Annotated in this window: 8 protein-coding genes and 1 pseudogene; 4 read left to right on the top strand and 5 right to left on the bottom strand. The window is 72.3% G+C overall.

The genetic code is table 11. The features are described 5' to 3' along the window. Window positions 1-352: 352 nt before the first annotated feature. The gene (locus NW895_RS31650; RefSeq protein ID WP_289939904.1) at window positions 353-901 is read right to left on the bottom strand and encodes a MarR family transcriptional regulator; all 549 of its coding nucleotides are present in this window, start codon (window positions 899-901) and stop codon (window positions 353-355) included. A 148-nt stretch (window positions 902-1049) separates the two neighbouring features. Here NW895_RS31650 and NW895_RS31645 point away from each other — a divergent pair, with 148 nt between their 5' ends. Further along, window positions 1050-2318 (top strand): MFS transporter, encoded by a 1269-nt coding sequence (locus tag NW895_RS31645; RefSeq protein WP_289939929.1) that lies wholly within the window; start codon window positions 1050-1052, stop codon window positions 2316-2318. Window positions 2319-2342: 24 nt separating this feature from the next. Here NW895_RS31645 and NW895_RS31640 read toward each other — a convergent pair whose 3' ends face one another. Together NW895_RS31640 and NW895_RS31635 are read right to left on the bottom strand one after the other, a co-directional pair. Continuing rightward, window positions 2343-3986 (bottom strand): SpoIIE family protein phosphatase, encoded by a 1644-nt coding sequence (locus NW895_RS31640; protein WP_289939903.1) that lies wholly within the window; start codon window positions 3984-3986, stop codon window positions 2343-2345. A gap of 172 nt (window positions 3987-4158) precedes the next feature. Further along, window positions 4159-5538: an NAD(P)/FAD-dependent oxidoreductase gene (locus tag NW895_RS31635; protein ID WP_289939902.1), complete on the bottom strand. Its 1380-nt coding sequence runs from the start codon at window positions 5536-5538 to the stop codon at window positions 4159-4161. Window positions 5539-5910: 372 nt separating this feature from the next. On the opposite strand from NW895_RS31635, the gene NW895_RS31630 reads away from it, so the two are divergent. Further along, the gene (locus tag NW895_RS31630; protein WP_289939900.1) at window positions 5911-6663 is read left to right on the top strand and encodes a TetR/AcrR family transcriptional regulator; all 753 of its coding nucleotides are present in this window, start codon (window positions 5911-5913) and stop codon (window positions 6661-6663) included. A 166-nt stretch (window positions 6664-6829) separates the two neighbouring features. Here NW895_RS31630 and NW895_RS31625 read toward each other — a convergent pair. Together NW895_RS31625 and NW895_RS31620 are read right to left on the bottom strand one after the other, a co-directional pair. Beyond that, window positions 6830-10169: pseudogene (locus tag NW895_RS31625) on the bottom strand (BTAD domain-containing putative transcriptional regulator). 441 nt (window positions 10170-10610) lie between these two features. Then, the gene (locus tag NW895_RS31620) at window positions 10611-12710 is read right to left on the bottom strand and encodes an asparagine synthase-related protein (RefSeq protein WP_289939899.1); all 2100 of its coding nucleotides are present in this window, start codon (window positions 12708-12710) and stop codon (window positions 10611-10613) included. A gap of 699 nt (window positions 12711-13409) precedes the next feature. On the opposite strand from NW895_RS31620, the gene NW895_RS31615 reads away from it, so the two are divergent. Continuing rightward, window positions 13410-14834, top strand: a complete 1425-nt coding sequence (locus tag NW895_RS31615) for an MFS transporter (protein WP_289939898.1) — start codon at window positions 13410-13412, stop codon at window positions 14832-14834. Window positions 14835-14876: 42 nt separating this feature from the next. Beyond that, complete coding sequence (gene lhgO / locus NW895_RS31610) at window positions 14877-16118, top strand: L-2-hydroxyglutarate oxidase (RefSeq protein WP_289939897.1); 1242 nt, start codon at window positions 14877-14879, stop codon at window positions 16116-16118. Window positions 16119-16190 lie beyond the last annotated feature (72 nt).

Here is a 16190-nt window from a genome sequence, read left to right as displayed (position 1 = left end):
CTTCCCTTCGGTGTTTCCGACTCTATCAGATCCTTTCGGGCCTGATCCCCAGTCAGCGGGGTTTGTCTTCGCGGCCGTTGGGCCGTTCCGACGTCTTCAACCTTAGCGGACTCTCTCGGCGATTCCCAAATCGGAGTCGATCCGGTTGCCGAGTCCTGATCGGAATTGAATTCGGGCACGCCGAAATCGACCCCGTCAGGAGATCATGCTGTGGTTTGGTTGCCGCTCGTGCGGCGGGAGGTGCTGCCGCAGAACCGTTACGGCTCCGTGGCAACCCGAAGAACTCTACGGATCCCGCAGGGGGCTGTCAAGCAGTCTCCGTCAAGATCTTTTAGGGCCCCTGCAGGCGCTCTCAGTCCAGGTCGCTGAGCCGTCCGCCGGCGTCCGGCTGGGCGTCTTCCACTCTGCGCAGGAGGCGGGTGAGGACCTCACCGAGGACCGTGCGTTCGTCCGGGGCCAGGTCCTGGAGGAGGTCCTCCTCGAAGACGGAGGCGAGACGCATGGCCTCCAGCCACTTCTCGCGGCCCTCGGCCGTGAGCTCGACGATGACACGTACGCGATTGGACTCATCGCGTTCACGGGTCACCAGTCCTTCGGCAACCATGCGGTCGATCCGGTGGGTCATGGCGGCCGGCGTCAGGCCGAGGCGCTTGGCGAGGTCGCTGGGGCCCATGCGGTAGGGGGCGCCGGAGAGCACCAGCGCCTTCAGGACCTCCCACTCGGCGTTGCTGATGCCGAGGGCTGCGGTCTGGCGTCCGTAGGCGACGTTCATACGGCGGTTCAGGCGGGACAGCGCGGAGACGATCTTCTCGACCTGGGGGTCGAGGTCCTGGAACTCGCGCTGGTAGGCGGCGATCTGTTCTTCGAGTGTCGGCTCGCTGACGCCGGAGGTGTCGCCCATGGGCCGCAGTATCGCACGGGGTGGCTTTGCCTTGAAGTCCTTCACTATGTACTCTTTAGCTTCTAAGTTTAGTTTCGAAGTCTTCACTCCTAACTGCTCTCCTTCAGTGCAGTGAGAGCTTCTGAGAGAGGTGAACGTGACCAGGGCGATGGGCGCAGCGATGCGCCGGATCCACGTGGGTAACGCACTCAGCGCGTTCGGGCTCGGCTTCACCGTCCCCTACCTGTACGTCTATGTGGCGCAGGTGCGGGGGCTGGGGGCCATGACGGCGGGTCTCGTACTCGCCGTCTTCGCTGTGGCCGCGCTGGTCGTGCTGCCGTTCGCCGGGCGTGCCATCGTCCGGCGTGGCCCGCTTCCGGTGCTGCTGGCCGCCCTGGTCCTCGCCGCGTTCGGTGCGCTGAGCCTGGGGGTTGCGGCCCATTCCGCGACCGTGCTGCTGTCTGCCGCGGCGCTCGGGGCCGGGCAGGCGGTGATGCAGCCGGCGTTGGCGACGATGATCGTGGACTGCTCGGCTGCCGAGTCGCGGTCGCGGGCGTTCGCCGTGCAGTTCTTCCTGCAGAACCTCGGGCTCGGGGTGGGCGGGCTCATCGGGGGGCACCTCGTCGACACGTCGAGCTCCGCGTCCTTCACTCTGCTGTTCTCCATCGAGGCGGCGATGTTCCTGCTGCTGGTCGTGGTGATGTCGACCGTGCGGATGCCGCGCTCGCCGCGGATCGAGGGGGCATCGGCGCTGTCGGCCAGGGGCGGCTGGAAGCAGCTGCTCGGGAACCGGGCCATGGTGCAGCTGTGTGTGCTGGGTTTCGTACTGTTCTTCGCCTGCTACGGGCAGTTCGAGTCGGGGCTGAGTGCGTACGGGGTCGAGGCGGCCGGTATCTCGACGTCCTCGCTGGGGACGGCCCTGGCCGCCAACACGATGATGATCGTCGTGGCGCAGTTCGCCGTGCTGAGGTTCGTGGAGCGGCGACGGCGGTCCCGGGTGATCGCCTCCGTGGGGCTGATCTGGGCCGTGGCATGGGCGGTGGCCGGGTACGCGGGGCTCGGGCACGGGAGCCAGGCCATGGCGACGGCCGCGTTCGTGTCGACGTACGCCCTGTTCGGGCTGGGTGAGGCGATGCTGTCGCCGACGGTGGCGCCGCTGGTGGCCGACCTGGCGCCGGACGGGATGGCCGGGCAGTACAACTCCGCCTTCGCCTTGGTGAAGCAGCTCGCGCTGGCGGTGGGGCCGGCGGTGGGCGGGCCGTTGGGGGCTTCGTTGCACGCGCCGTACATCGTGGTGTTTCTGCTGTTCTCGCTGGGGATCAGCTTCCTTGCGTTGCGTTTGGGGCGGCAGCTGACGGTGGTGCAGGATCGGCCGTGGCTGGCGCGGAGCCGGGTTGTCGCGCGGGGCGGGTCTTTCCCGAAGTCGGTGTCGGCGTAGGCGGTCGGCTTGCTGCGAGCGCCGTCAGCCGGATCCCTTCGGCAGGGCGAACTCGCACCACACCGCCTTTCCTCCGCCCGGGGTACGCCTGCACCCCCAGTTCGAGGCGATCGTCGCCACGATGGCGATGCCTCTTCCCGACTCGTCCCCCGGTTCCGCCCTGCGTCGGCGCGGCAGGTGGTCGTCGCCGTCGGTGACCTCGATGATCAGGCGGCGGTCGGTGCGGCGGAGGCGGAGGCGCATGGGGGGTGTGCCGTGCTGGAGGGAGTTGGCGACCAGTTCGCTGGCGGCCAGGACGCCGAGGTCGTGCAGTTCCGCGGGGAAGCGCCAGCTGGTCAGGACGCCGGTGGCGAAGGCACGCGCGCGTGGGGCCGCCTCCACGCCGCCCAGCAGGTCGAGTGCGGCGTTGCGGAAGAGGTCGCTCTCCGGGCCCGTGCGCGCCGGGTGCTGGAGGACGAGGACCGCGACGTCGTCGTCGTGGCCCGCTGTGACGCCCGCCGAGCGGACCAGGCGGTCGCAGACCACCTGAGGGGTGCCGGTGGCGCCGGCCAGGGCGCGCTCGAGGGCCTCGATGCCCACGTCCAGGTCTTCGTCTCTGCGTTCGACCAGGCCGTCGGTGTAGAGGACGGCTGTGGAGCCGGGGCCGAGGGGAACCGAGCCGGAGGTGTGCATCCAGCCGCCTGTGCCGAGGGGTGGGCCGGTCGGTTCGTCGGCGCGCAGGACCATGCCGCTGTCGTCGCGGACGAGGATGGGGAGGTGGCCGGCGGAGGCGTACACCAGTCGGCCCTCGTTCGGGTCGTGGACGGCGTACACGCACGTGGCGATCTGGTTGGCGTCGATCTCGGCGGCGAGGCCGTCGAGGAGCTGGAGGACCTCGTGCGGGGGGAGGTCCAGGCGGGCGTACGCCCTGACCGCCGTGCGGAGTTGGCCCATGACGGCTGCCGCGCGGACGCCTCTGCCCATGACGTCGCCGATGACCAGGGCGGTGCGGCCGCCGCCGAGAGTGATCACGTCGTACCAGTCGCCGCCGACCGCGGTCTCGGTGCCGCCGGGCTGGTAAGTGGCGGCGATGCGCAGGTCGTCGGGTTGTTCGAGTTCCTGGGGGAGGAGGGAGCGCTGGAGGGTGACGGCGGTTTCGCGCTGGCGGCGTTCGCTGGCGCGGAGGCGTTCTGCGGCTTCGGCGTGGTCGGTGACGTCGGCCGCGAAGACGAGGACGCCGCCCTTGCCTTCGGTGACCGGGGTGCAGGTGAAGGTGTAGGAGCGGCCGTCGGGGGCCTTGCGGGATTTCAGGGTGCGGGGTTTGCCGCTGCGCAGGACCTGGTCGAGGAGGGGGAACAGGCCGAGCTGGTCGAGTTCGGGGAGTGCCTCGCGGGCGCGTTCGCCCAGGGGGCGGGCGCCGAAGGCCGCCGTGTAGGCGTCGTTGACGTAGGCGATGCGGTGGTCGGGGCCGTGGACCAGGGCGACGAGGGCCGGGACGCGGTCGAGCACGTCGCGTACCGGGAGGTCGTCGACGGCGGGCATGAGGGGTTTGTCGTGGGTCGGTTGTTCGGCGCGGGCGGCGGGCACGGAGCCTTCTCCCCGCCGGTCCGGGGAGACCGTCGTGTCGGTCCGCGCTGCGGCGCGGCGCTGCGTTCCGGGGAGTCGGGCGCTCCAGCGCGTGAAGTTCACGAATCCTTGCCTCGTGTAGTCGTCGGCGGCCGGTACCGGAACCGGCCGGGGGCCCCGGGGCCGCGCGGGGGCGAGCGGCGGCCCGCCCCTGGTGGAGGACCAGTCTGGCAGTGTGCCGACCGGGCCGACATCCGTCAGACGCCGGGCCGCACGGTGGAGTTCCTGGATCCGGTCAGGACGACCCCTTCGGGTTCACCGGGGGGTCCTGAGAAGGCTTTCCACCGGCCGCGAGTTCGAACTCCGCTCGGGGGTGTTCGAGTGACCCCAGGGAGACGATCTCCCGTTTGAAGAGCCCGGAGAGCGTCCATTCGGCGAGCACGCGCGCCTTGCGGTTGAAGGTGGGGACCCGGCTGAGGTGGTAGGCCCGGTGCATGAACCAGGCGGGATAGCCCTTGAGCTTGCGTCCGTAGACGTGGGCGACGCCCTTGTGGAAGCCGAGGGAGGCGACGGAGCCGACGTACTTGTGCGTGTACGTCTGGAGGGGTTCGCCGCGCAGGGCGTGCACGATGTTGTCGCCGAGGACACCGGCCTGGCGGACGGCGTGCTGGGCGTTGGGGGCGCACTCCCTGCCGGGTTCCTCGGCGGTGACGTCGGGGACGGCGGCGGCGTCGCCGGCGGCCCACGCGTGCGTGGCGCCCTCGATCGTCAGCTGGGGGGTGCATTTCAGCCGACCGCGTTCGTTGCGGGGCAGGTCGGTGGCGGCGAGGATCGGGTGGGGTTTCACGCCGGCCGTCCAGACGACCGTACGGGTGCGGAAGCGGGCGCCGTCGCTGAGGACGGCGACGCGGTCCGCGCAGGACTCCAGGCGGGTTTCGAGGCGTACGTCGATGTTGCGGCGGCGCAGTTCGGTGACCGTGTAGCGGCCCATCTCCTCGCCGACCTCGGGCAGGATGCGGCCCGAGGCCTCCACGAGGATCCACTTCATGTCCTCGGGTTTGATGTTGTGGTAGTAGCGCGCGGCGTACCGGGCCATGTCCTCCAGTTCGCCCAGCGCCTCGACGCCGGCGAAGCCGCCGCCGACGAAGAGGAAGGTGAGGGCCGCGTCGCGGATCGCGGGGTCGCGGGTGGAGGAGGCGATGTCCATCTGCTCGATGACGTGGTTGCGCAGGCCGATGGCCTCCTCGACGGTCTTGAAGCCGATGCCGTGGTCGGCGAGGCCCGGGATCGGGAGGGTGCGCGAGACGGAGCCGGGGGCGAGGACCAGTTCGTCGTACGTCAGCAGCAGGCCGCCCGTGCCCTCCTCCTTGGTGGCGAGGGTGCTGACGGTGGCGGTCCGCTTCTGGTGGTCGATGGAGGTGGCCTCGCCGATGATGACGCGGCACTGGTCGAGGACGCGCCGTAGCGGTACGACGACGTGGCGGGGCGAGATGGCGCCGGCGGCCGCTTCGGGGAGGAACGGTTGATAGGTCATGTACGGGTCGGGTGTGACGATCGTGATCTCGGCCTCGTCCCGCTTCAGTTCGCCTTTCAGCTTCCGTTGGAGACGCAGGGCCGTGTACATCCCGACGTAGCCGCCGCCGACAACGAGAATGCGCGCACGTTCCTTCACCATCCCATGACGCACCCGTCGCTTGCGTTTGTCCACAGGCCCGGCAATTTGTGTGACCGGAGACCCTCGCTCCGCAGGGTTGGCCGAATTACGGGAGTTCGAGGAAGGAGCGCAGGTCAGAGGGTGTGCGCCGGGGTGCGGTGGGGGGCACATTCAGGACGTATACCACCCGTACTCCGATCGAGGGGCGGTCCGGGCGGAACCTGCCCCTTCTGAATTGACTCCCTCTCAACTATGTTCGTGTGGACGGGGTGCAGGGGGATGCGTGCATCGGATCCGCGACGGCGGACCGGGAAGCGGGCTTGATCCACACACTCCGACTTTCTATGGCGGGGAGAGTCTCCGGGGGGAGACGTCATTACCGGGGGAATGCGTATGCATGTTCAGGACCCTCATTGGCCGTCCGCTGTCGCAGCGGGCGGTGTGACGATGAGCGCGGCGGCGGGGAACGGACGCGGGGAGGGAGCGCGGACGACGCCGCTGCGTGTGGACGCACAGCGCAATCTGGAGCACGTGTTGCGTGCGGCGCGCGAGGTCTTCGGCGAGCTGGGGTACGGCGCGCCGATGGAGGACGTGGCGCGGCGCGCGCGGGTCGGTGTCGGCACGGTGTACCGGCGCTTTCCCAGCAAGGACGTTCTGGTGCGGCGGATAGCCGAGGAGGAGACCTCCCGGCTGACGGAACAGGCGCGTGCGGCGCTCGGCCAGGAGGACGAGCCGTGGTCGGCGCTGTCGCGCTTCCTGCGGACGTCGGTGGCCTCGGGTGCCGGGCGGCTCCTGCCGCCGCAGGTGCTGCGGGTGGGGGTCGCCGAGGACGGTGCGACCGACCAGGCGCGGGTGCCGCAGCAGCGGACCCAGCCGGGCACGGGTGAGCTGCGGCTGGTGCCCGAGCAGCCCACGCCGGTCGCCGCGGAGGACGACGCCGGGGCGGCGGCGCTGCTCGATGTCGTGGGCCAGCTCGTGGAGCGGGCGCGTGCGGCGGGCGAGCTGCGGACGGACGTGTCGGTGTCGGACGTGCTGCTGGTGATCGCGACGGCGGCGCCTTCGCTGCCGGACGCCGCCCAGCAGGCTGCTGCCTCGGCGCGGCTGCTGGACATCCTGCTGGAGGGTCTGCGGTCGCGGCCGGCGTGAGTCCGGGAAGGCGATGCGGGCAGGGTGGCTGCGGGGCGTGGGTGCTGGGCCGCCCGCGCCCCGAGTGAAACGGGGGCATCGCCGCGACAAGGGGATGACACAAGCGGGGGGATGTCAGCCGTTCGGGGCGAGGACCAACTTCACCTGACCCCAAGTAACTTGAGCCTCACGGACGACGGCGGTACCGAAGTCGGCGACCTGGGCTCGCCTGCGTCTGGGAACGTACGGCGGGGTGGTCACGCACCGCCTCGCCGAGTTCGCTCAGGACCTCCTCCCTGGTGAGAGCCGTGCCCTTGGCGTGCTCCGCCGCGTACCGTTCGGCGCCGAGGGCGGCGTGGGCGGCTGCCTCGGCGCGGTCGGCGTGGGCGCGCTCCGGCATGGAGCGTGGCAGGGTTCCGTGCCAGTGGTCGCCGGCGCCGAGCAGACGGGCCGCGCGCGGGAAGTCGCCAAGATCGGACAGCAGGCCGGCCGCGCTGTCCACGAGCGCGGCCATGACCGGCTCGGCACACCGCTTCTCCACGGCCTCGCGCACCGTGTCGGCCAGCTTCGGCAGCCCGTGCGCCGGGCCGGACTCGCCGACCGTCACCAGAGCGTCGACCAGACTCAGCATCACCGCGAACTGGGGCGGCGGCGTGCCGCGCGCGGCCTCCTGGCGGACCGCCTCGCACAGCTCACGTGCGCGAACGATCTCCTTCTCCTGCAGTGCGATGTGGGCACGCAGCAGCAGAACGAACGCCCTGGCGTCCACCACCCCGTAGCGGTCGGCGGCCGCGCTCGCCTCGTCCAGCGCGGTCAGCGCGGCCGAGTGGTCACCCGCGCGGTAGGCGATCTCGGCGAGCCGGGCGATGAGGAACGGCGTCTCGGCGTACGCGCCCACCTCGTAGGCGAGCCGCAGCGCCTCCTCGTACTCGCCCTTGGCCTCCTCGAACCGGCTGCGCGCCATGGCGGCCTCACCGGCCGCGCTGCACACCTGGGCCAGCAGCCAGCGGTCACCTACGCGGCGGCTGATGACGCGCAGCTCCGCGAGGTCGTCGTCGACGCCGTCCATGCCTCCCGGTGCGTCGACGACCGTGTGCGTCCGGATCATCAGGGCGACGGCCGTCTCCCAGTCGCCTCCGTGCGCGCGGGAGTTGGCGACGGCGGCGTCCAGTGATGGCCCGGGCGTCCGCCGAGTGGCCCAGGGAGAAGGCGGCCAGCGGCCAGACGATGCCCGGCATCCGGGCCGCCTGCGGACCGCCCTTCTCGAAAAAGGCCCGCACCCGGAAGACGCACCGCCGCAACCGCTCGTCCGCCACGCCGTTCATCGGCTCGGTCTCCGCCCTGAGGAAGAGGTGCAGCATCCTCAGACTCATCCGCAGGGTGTGGAGCGGATGATGCGTCTCGTCGTCCGGCACGGCGAGGAAGGCGTCGACCGGATCGATGGAGGCCATGACGGAGGCGAGGTCGCTCTCCCCCGCGGGCGTGCCGTCGGCGGCGTCCAGGGCCGCGCCGAGGCGCAGCACCTGATCGGTCCATGCCGTGCCCTCATGGCGATAGTTGCGCAGCCACCAGAACCAGCCCATGGCCAGGGCGACGGCGCCGGCCTCCGCCTCGTCGCCCGAGGCGAGGGCGCGCCTCAGGGCCGCGCGGATGTTGTCCAGTTCGGTCTCCAGGCGGGAGATCCACGGCAGTTGCCCGGCGGAGCGCAGCAGCGGTTCGGCCTCCTCGACGAGCGCGCGTACCCAGGCACGGTGCCGGCGCTCGGCCGCGGCGCGCAGCCCGGGGACTTCGGCGGCGCGCTCGACGACGTACTCGTGGATGGTCTCCAGCATGCGGTACCGCATGCTGTCGGAGCCGTCCCGTACGCACGGGGTCGCCACGACCAGGGACTTGTCGACGAGCGCACCGATGAGATCCGCCACGGGCCCACCGCACACGGCCTCGGCCGCCGTGAGATCCCAGCCGCCCGCGAACACGGACGCCTCGCGCAGCAGGTTCCGCTCGTCCTCCTCAAGCAGTTCCCAGGACCAGTCGACGACGGCCCGCAGGGTCTGCTGGCGGGGCAGGACCGTGCGGCTGCCGGAGGTGAGGAGGCGGAAGCGGTCGTCGAGCCGGTCGGCGATCTGGCGTGGAGTGAGCATCCGCAGCCGGGCCGCCGCCAGCTCGATGGCGAGCGGCAGCCCGTCGAGACGCCGGCAGATCTCCGCGACGGCCTCCTCGTCACGGAGCACGACGTCGGCGTCGGGACGAACGGCGGCGGCGCGTTCCGCGAAGAGCCGGCGTGCCTGTTCCGGTCGCAGGGGTTCGACCGGGCGCACCAACTCGCCGGGCACGCCCAGGGGTTCACGGCTGGTGGCGAGGATGGTGAGCCCCGGGCAGCGGGTCAGCAGGGTCTCGGCGAGGTCGGCGGCGGCGCCGATGACATGTTCGCAGTTGTCAAGGAGCAGGAGTGCGCTGCGCGGGGCGCAGTACTCGACGAGCAGGGCGACGGGGTCGTCCTGCACGGCCGGGCGGTCGCTGGTCACCAGCACGGTCTCGCGCAGACCGAGCGCGCTGACCACCGCGCCCGGCACCGCCTCCGGCCGGTCGAGCGGGGCGAGCTCGACCAGCCACGCCTGCGGGAGCCCGGCGGCGGCCTCCTCGGCGAGACGGGTCTTTCCAGAGCCGCCCGGTCCGGTGAGGGTGACCAGTCGGGCCCTGTGCAGTTCGGAACGGATGGCGGCGAGCTCGGGTTCCCGGCCGACGAACGATGTCAGGCGGGGGCGGATGTTGCCGTTGCGTTCCATGCGTCGAGCGCCGGTCTCGTGCGCCACCGCGCCCAGCAGTTCGGCGTGCAGGGCACGCAGTCGCGGGCCCGGGTCGGCGCCCAGGCCGTCGGCGAGGGCGCGGCGGACGGTCTCGTACGCGGCGAGGGCGTCGGCGCTGCGGCCGGTGTCGCGCAGGGCGCGGATCAGCAGGGCGTGCAACGGCTCGTCGTACGGATGCGCGGCGGTCAGTTCCCGCAACCGCGGTACGGCGTCCTGGGCGCGGCCCAGCAGCAGATCCGCCTCGATACGGCCCCGGGTCGCCTCCAGGCGCAGGGCCTCCGGACGCGTCGCCGCACTGCGATCGGGAAGGTCGGCGAGCGCGGGGCCGCGCCACAGCGCGAGGGCCTCGTCCAGGAGGCGGGCGGCGAGGGACGCGTCGCCCCTGCCGAGGGCCTCCGCGCCTTGCCGTACGAGCCTCTCGAAGACGAAGAGGTCCACGTCGGCCTCGCTCGCCGCGAGCCGGTAGCCGCCGGGTTCCGAGACGACGGCGTCCTTGCCGAGGGCACGGCGGAGGCGGCCGATCAAGGCCTGGAGGGCGGCCTGGGCGTCCTGGGGCGGTTCGTCCGCCCAGACCTCGTCGATCAGCGTCCCGGGCGTTGTGACGCGGCCCGGGCGCAGGGCGAGGGCGGTGAGCAGGGCACGGAGGCGGGGGCCGCCGACGGGTACGTCGGTGCCGTGATCGTCCTCCGTCTGGGTGACGCCCAGGATTCTGTACCGCACCGGGTCATTGTGCCGGGGGTGCGTGGACCGACGTCGGGCTGTGGGGTGATCCGATGGCCCGGCATTGCACCGTTACCGGTCCATGCGGGACCCCCATCGCCCCAGCGGCACGACTGCCCGCAGCTAAGCGGATTGGCGCGTACCCCCACCCACCCGCACCCGCCCACGGCGAGAAGGGGCCGTGTCGGGGGGTGTCCGCCCGCAGCGGCCGGCGTCCATCACCGCCCACACCCCAGCCGACAGCCCCGCCGGACCGAGGACGGACACCCCCCGGCGCGGCCCCGCCCCACCCCCCACCCGTGGGCGCAAGGCGCACCCCCACCCACCCGCACAGGCCGCCGCAGGCAAGGCGTCACACCCGCACACCGCACCCCTCAGCGCAACGGGCCCCCACACAACGCACCGCACCAGACGCCACAGGCACCCCACAAGGCACCGGCATCACACCCGCGGCCCCCCGGCCCCCGCCCCCAACGCCCCCCGCTGCGGCGCGATCCCCGCCGGTACCGCGCGCTGCCGGGCGGGCGTCCCCGTCCAGCACGTGCCCCGGCGGGCGAGCAGGCGGCGGAGCCACAGTTCCAGGGAGACCAGGTCCGCGAGGCCGTCCACGGGCAGCGGTTCGCCCGCCGCGGCCCCGCGCACGGCCTTGCGGACCACCCGTGCCTCGACCAGCCCCGCCTCCGCGAGGAGCGGGGTGTCGAACAACGTCACCAAAGTGTCCGCGGCGACCCTCAGCCCCGTACGCGCCGCCGCTGCCGCCACCCCCTGAGTCGGCGTCCCCCATCCGGCCGGCAGTTCGCCGACCCCCGCACCCTCCAGCACCGTCCGCAGGATCGCGGCTCGCGCCCCCGGCTGCACCCGCAGCGCCTCGGGCAGCGCGCGGCACGCGCGGACCACCTGGTTGTCGAGGAACGGCGCGTGCAGCCGCTGGAAGCGGATCTCGGCGGCCTGCTCCAGCACCCGCAGATCCGCCGCATACCGAGCCAGCGCCGCACGCGCGCGGAAGTCGCCGGGACGCTGCCCCGGCCCCACCCCGGACCGGTTCGTGGACGCCCCCAGGCGAACCGATACTTCAGCGAGCGCCTCCCCGGTCAGCCAGCGCGCGGCCGGCCCGGGTCTGCCCCAGGTGAGCGCCGCGAGCGACGCCTCGACCGCCCCGCCGGGCTCGTCGAAACGCCGGTGCAGCAGCAGCTCGGCGAGAACCTCCAGTCCCGCCCGGTACGGCGTACGCGCCAGCCGCCGTGCCGCGGCGTACACGCGCGCGGGAACCATGACGGACCCGTCCGCCTTCGCCAGGGCGGCGACCGGCCGCACGAGGTGGCGCCGCTTGCGGTCCATCAGCAGATCCGCCAGGCGCGCGGGATGGGCGTCCAGCACCTGCCGTGCCCCGTATCCCGTGAAGTGGTCCGCGCTGCCGGACGCCAGTCGTGCCCGGTGCCGGGCCGCCGTCACCAGGGACGGGCCCGGTTCGTCCGTCAGCGGCCCGTCCAGGTCGGCGTACGGCAGGGTCTCCTCGCCACCCGCCACCACGACGTGGTGCAGCCGGGGGTTCGCGGCCAGCGCTCCGGCCCGCTCCAGCTCGGCCTCCCGCCCGCCCACAGCCAGATCGTTGAAGGTGACCGCCAGCAGCCGCTCCCCCGCCCCCGTACCGTGCCCCAGCACGGTCCCCGGCATCCCCGGCAGCCCCGCCGCCAGCAGCGCCAGTGTCCCCGAAGCCGATCCACCGGACAGGTCGGCCCCGATCCCCGGAACCGGCATCCCGCGCGCGGCACGCCGTTCGGCGGGCCCCATCCCGGGCACCGGCCCGGGGTCGATGTCGGCGCCGGGGACATGCCGGGGCGCCGACAGCCGCGTACGGACCGCCTCGACGAGCGCGTCCCGTACGGCGTCGACCGCACTGTCCGGGTCCGCCGGAGGCGCCGCCACCGCGAGCGAGGCCACCGGCTCGTACCCGGCGATCTCCCGTGCCCCGGCGCGCAGGATCAGCGCATGCCCCGGCGGAACCCGTCGCACGCCGTCGTACGGGGTGGAGTCGTGCAGCGCGGCCGGCACGTCAGGGGCGGCCAGCAGCGCGGCGAGGTGTCCGAAGTCGAGATTGGCCTCGATGAGGTCGGCCAGGGGCAGCGCGGCCGTCGCATACGCGGTTCCGCCGGCCCAGGGGGTGTGGAACACCGGCCGTGCGCCTGCCAGATCACCGCAGACGGTGATCCTCCGGCCCACCTGGACGACGGCCGTGTAGCTGCCGGGCCAGGCCGTCAGATGCCGAAGTGCCCCACCGCGCGCGGCGAACAGCCCGACACGCAGCTCTTCGTCCGAGGCGCCGCAGATGCCGAGCACGGCGATCCGGGTCCGCTCGTCCGCCTTCACGACCCGTACTTCGTCGGGGCGCCAGTCGCCGACCGCCCACAGGGGATCGGGGTCGCCCCACAGCAGCTGGGAGCCCACCGGGTGCACGGCCTCGCCGTCGAGTCCGGTGGCACCCGCGGAGCCGGGTCCGGCGGCCGCCGCGGCGGTGCTGCTCCAACCCACCAACCACCGCATCGACGCCTCCACAGGCTGTGGACAACCAGTGCACGGTACGAACTGGTTCCCCATGCTGCCATGAAGGGCGCGCTCCGGAGGGCCGACAGAGCCGCTCGCGCTCCCGCGAATGCGCCCCCGCGGATACCCTCACGACACCCGAACACCGGACGCGACACCTCAACACCCGTCCAGGGCAAGGCGACTGCGACGTGAATGCGCCCCTCTGCGCGCCCCAAAAACGCCGAACGCGCCCTCAACTGCCATGGTAGGAGCGGTGATGACCCAGAAAGGGCGGAGTCGATTTTCAGCCAAATTGGCGACACACGCGCAGGTTTGAACACTCTCCGTACATGCTCTGCGCAGCACCCGGCGGCGCGCAGTCCGGGAGACGGAGCACGCCTCCCGGACCGTTCCGCCGCCCGCGGGGATGGAGGCGGCGGTGTCCCCCAGCCCACTGGATCCAGTACAGCGGGCCGACCCACGCACCGCCATGGAACCGTTCCGCCGATGGCCGGAGAAGAGCGCACGGACAGGCGCACGGCCACACACCGGGAGCACGCCGCAACTGCCCGTATCTGAACCGCACTTCAGTACGGACCACAATCCCGCCATCCGGAAGAATGCCCCTTAACGCTTGGGATGCGGCGAACTACGCTGGGTTTACGAATGCCGCGTGGTTATGCCAGCGCGGCAGCCGTCTGTGTCGAGGGGTGGCGCATGTCCAGGGAGCAACGCGGGCCGAACGAAAAGCTCGGCGCCGTTCTCGCCCTCGCGGGAATCTCCAACGCAGGCCTCGCACGACGCGTCAACGACCTTGGCGCGCAGCGCGGTCTGACACTTCGCTACGACAAGACGTCGGTGGCGCGCTGGGTGTCGAAGGGGATGGTGCCGCAGGGTGCGGCGCCGCACCTCATCGCCGCCGCCATCGGTCAGAAACTCGGCCGCCCGGTGCCGCTCCACGAGATCGGCCTGGCGGACGCGGACCCCGCGCCCGAAGTCGGACTCGCCTTCCCCAGAGACGTCGGACAGGCCGTGAAGACCGCCACGGAGCTGTACCGCCTCGACCTCGCCGGCCGACGGGCCGGTTCCGGCGGCATCTGGCAGTCGCTGGCCGGATCGTTCGCAGTAAGCGCGTACGCAACGCCTGCCTCACGGTGGCTGATAACCCCGGCCGACAGCTCGGTGGCGCGCGAGGCGAACCCGGCGGAGGGCCCCGGCGCACCGATCAAAGTCGGCCACAGCGATGTGCAGAAGCTGCGGGAGGCCGCCGAGGACGCCAGGCGCTGGGACTCCAAGTACGGAGGCGGCGACTGGCGTTCGTCGATGGTCCCCGAATGCCTGCGCGTGGAGGCGGCACCTCTGCTCCTCGGCTCCTACTCGGACGAGGTCGGCCGGGCCCTCTTCGGCGCCTCCGCCGAGCTCACCCGTCTGGCGGGCTGGATGGCCTTCGACACGGGTCAGCAGGAGGCAGCCCAGCGCTACTACATCCAGGCCCTGCGCCTGGCCCGCGCGGCGGCGGACGTCCCCCTGGGCGGCTACGTCCTGGCCTCCATGTCCCTCCAGGCCACCTACCGGGGCTTCGGCGACGAGGGCGTGGACCTCGCCCAGGCCGCCCTGGAGCGCAACCGGGGCCTGGCCACGGCCCGCACCATGAGCTTCTTCCGCCTGGTCGAGGCCCGCGCACACGCGCGTGCGGGTGACGCCCAGGCGGCCGGCGGGGCGCTGCGCGCGGCGGAGAGCTGGCTGGAGCGCGCCCGCCCCGGCGACAACGACCCCAGCTGGCTCGGCTTCTACTCCTACGACCGCTTCGCCGCCGACGCCGCCGAGTGCTACCGCGACCTGAAGGCGCCACGCCAGGTCCGCCGCTTCACGGAACAGGCGCTGTCGAAGCCGACGGAGGAGTTCGTACGCTCCCACGGCCTGCGCCTGGTGGTCTCCGCGGTCGCCGAACTGGAGTCCGGCAATCTGGACGCGGCCTGCGAGCAGGGGGTACGGGCGGTGGAGGTCGCCGGACGCATCTCCTCGGCCCGGACCACCGAGTACGTCAAGGACCTCCTCCACCGGCTGGAGCCGTACGGCGACGAACCCCGCGTGGTCGAGCTGAGGGAACGCGCACGCCCCCTGCTGATGGCTCCGGCCTGAGCCCAGGGGCATCCCGGGTTTGAAGGCATTGTCAGTGGCGCAGTGCACTATCGAAGCCGGGAGGTGGAGCAGGTGCGGCCGGAGATCGCATACGACTGTGACGTGCTGGTGATCGGCGGCGGAATCGTCGGCCTGTCGACGGCGTACGCGATCACGCGCGCCGCGCCGGGCACACGGGTGACGGTGCTGGAGAAGGAGCCGGGCCCGGCCCGGCACCAGACGGGGCGCAACAGCGGAGTCATCCACAGCGGCATCTACTACCGCCCGGGCTCCCTGAAGGCACGCTACGCCGTCCGGGGCGCCGCCGAGATGGTCAAGTTCTGCGCCGAGTACGGCATCGCGCACGCCGTCACCGGCAAGCTGATCGTCGCGACGGACCGCGCGGAGCTGCCGCGCCTGCACGCGCTCGTGCAGCGCGGCCGGGAGAACGGAATACCGGTACGGGAGCTGGGCGCGGCCCAGATCGCCGAGTACGAACCCGAGGTACGCGGCCTGGCGGCGATACACGTCGGCACGACCGGCATCTGCGACTTCGTTGGTGTCGCCCGGCAGCTGGCGCACGCGTCCGGGGCGGAGATCCGGTACGGGGCCGAGGTCGTGCGGATCGACCGGCGGGCCGGTGTGGGGGTCGCCGTGCTCACCGCGCGCGGTGATGTCGTACGCGGACGTGTCCTGGTCAACTGCGCGGGCCTGTACTGCGACGCGATAGCCCGCCTCACCGGGGACGACCCCGGTATGCGGATCGTCCCCTTCCGGGGCGAGTACTACGAGCTGGCCCGGCCCGAGCTGGTGCGGGGGCTGGTCTATCCGGTGCCGGATCCGGCGTTCCCGTTCCTGGGGGTGCACCTGACACGCGGGATCGACGGGGGCGTCCACATCGGCCCCAACGCCGTGCCGGCGCTGGCCCGGGAGGGATACGGGTGGGGTGTGCTCCGCCCGCGCGAGCTGGGGGCGACCCTCGCCTGGCCCGGGTCGTGGCGGATAGCCCGGCGGCACTGGCGGTACGGGGCTGGTGAGCTGCGGCGGTCGGTGTCGAAGGGAGCCTTCACGGCGGCCGTACGGCGGCTGTTGCCGGCCGTTTCCGAGGAGGACCTGGTGCCGACGGCTGCGGGGGTGCGGGCGCAGGCCGTTCTCCGGGACGGGACGCTGGTGGACGACTTCCTCATCCGCGAGGGTGCCCATGCCGTGCATGTACTGAACGCCCCGTCCCCTGCGGCGACGGCGTCCCTGCCGATCGGGCGGGAGGTGGCGAACAGGGCACTGGCCGCGCTGGCCCGGGACTGAGGCGGGCCGGGGTTGCAGCGCGGGGTGGGTCACCTGGTCCGGCGTTGACTGCGTGCCCGGCGTTGCAGTGCC

The sequence above is a fragment of the Streptomyces sp. S.PNR 29 genome (assembly GCF_030386795.1).
Classification (GTDB): domain Bacteria; phylum Actinomycetota; class Actinomycetes; order Streptomycetales; family Streptomycetaceae; genus Streptomyces.
Note: the sequence above shows the minus strand (reverse complement) of the source record. Positions and strands in the feature narration are given on the sequence as shown.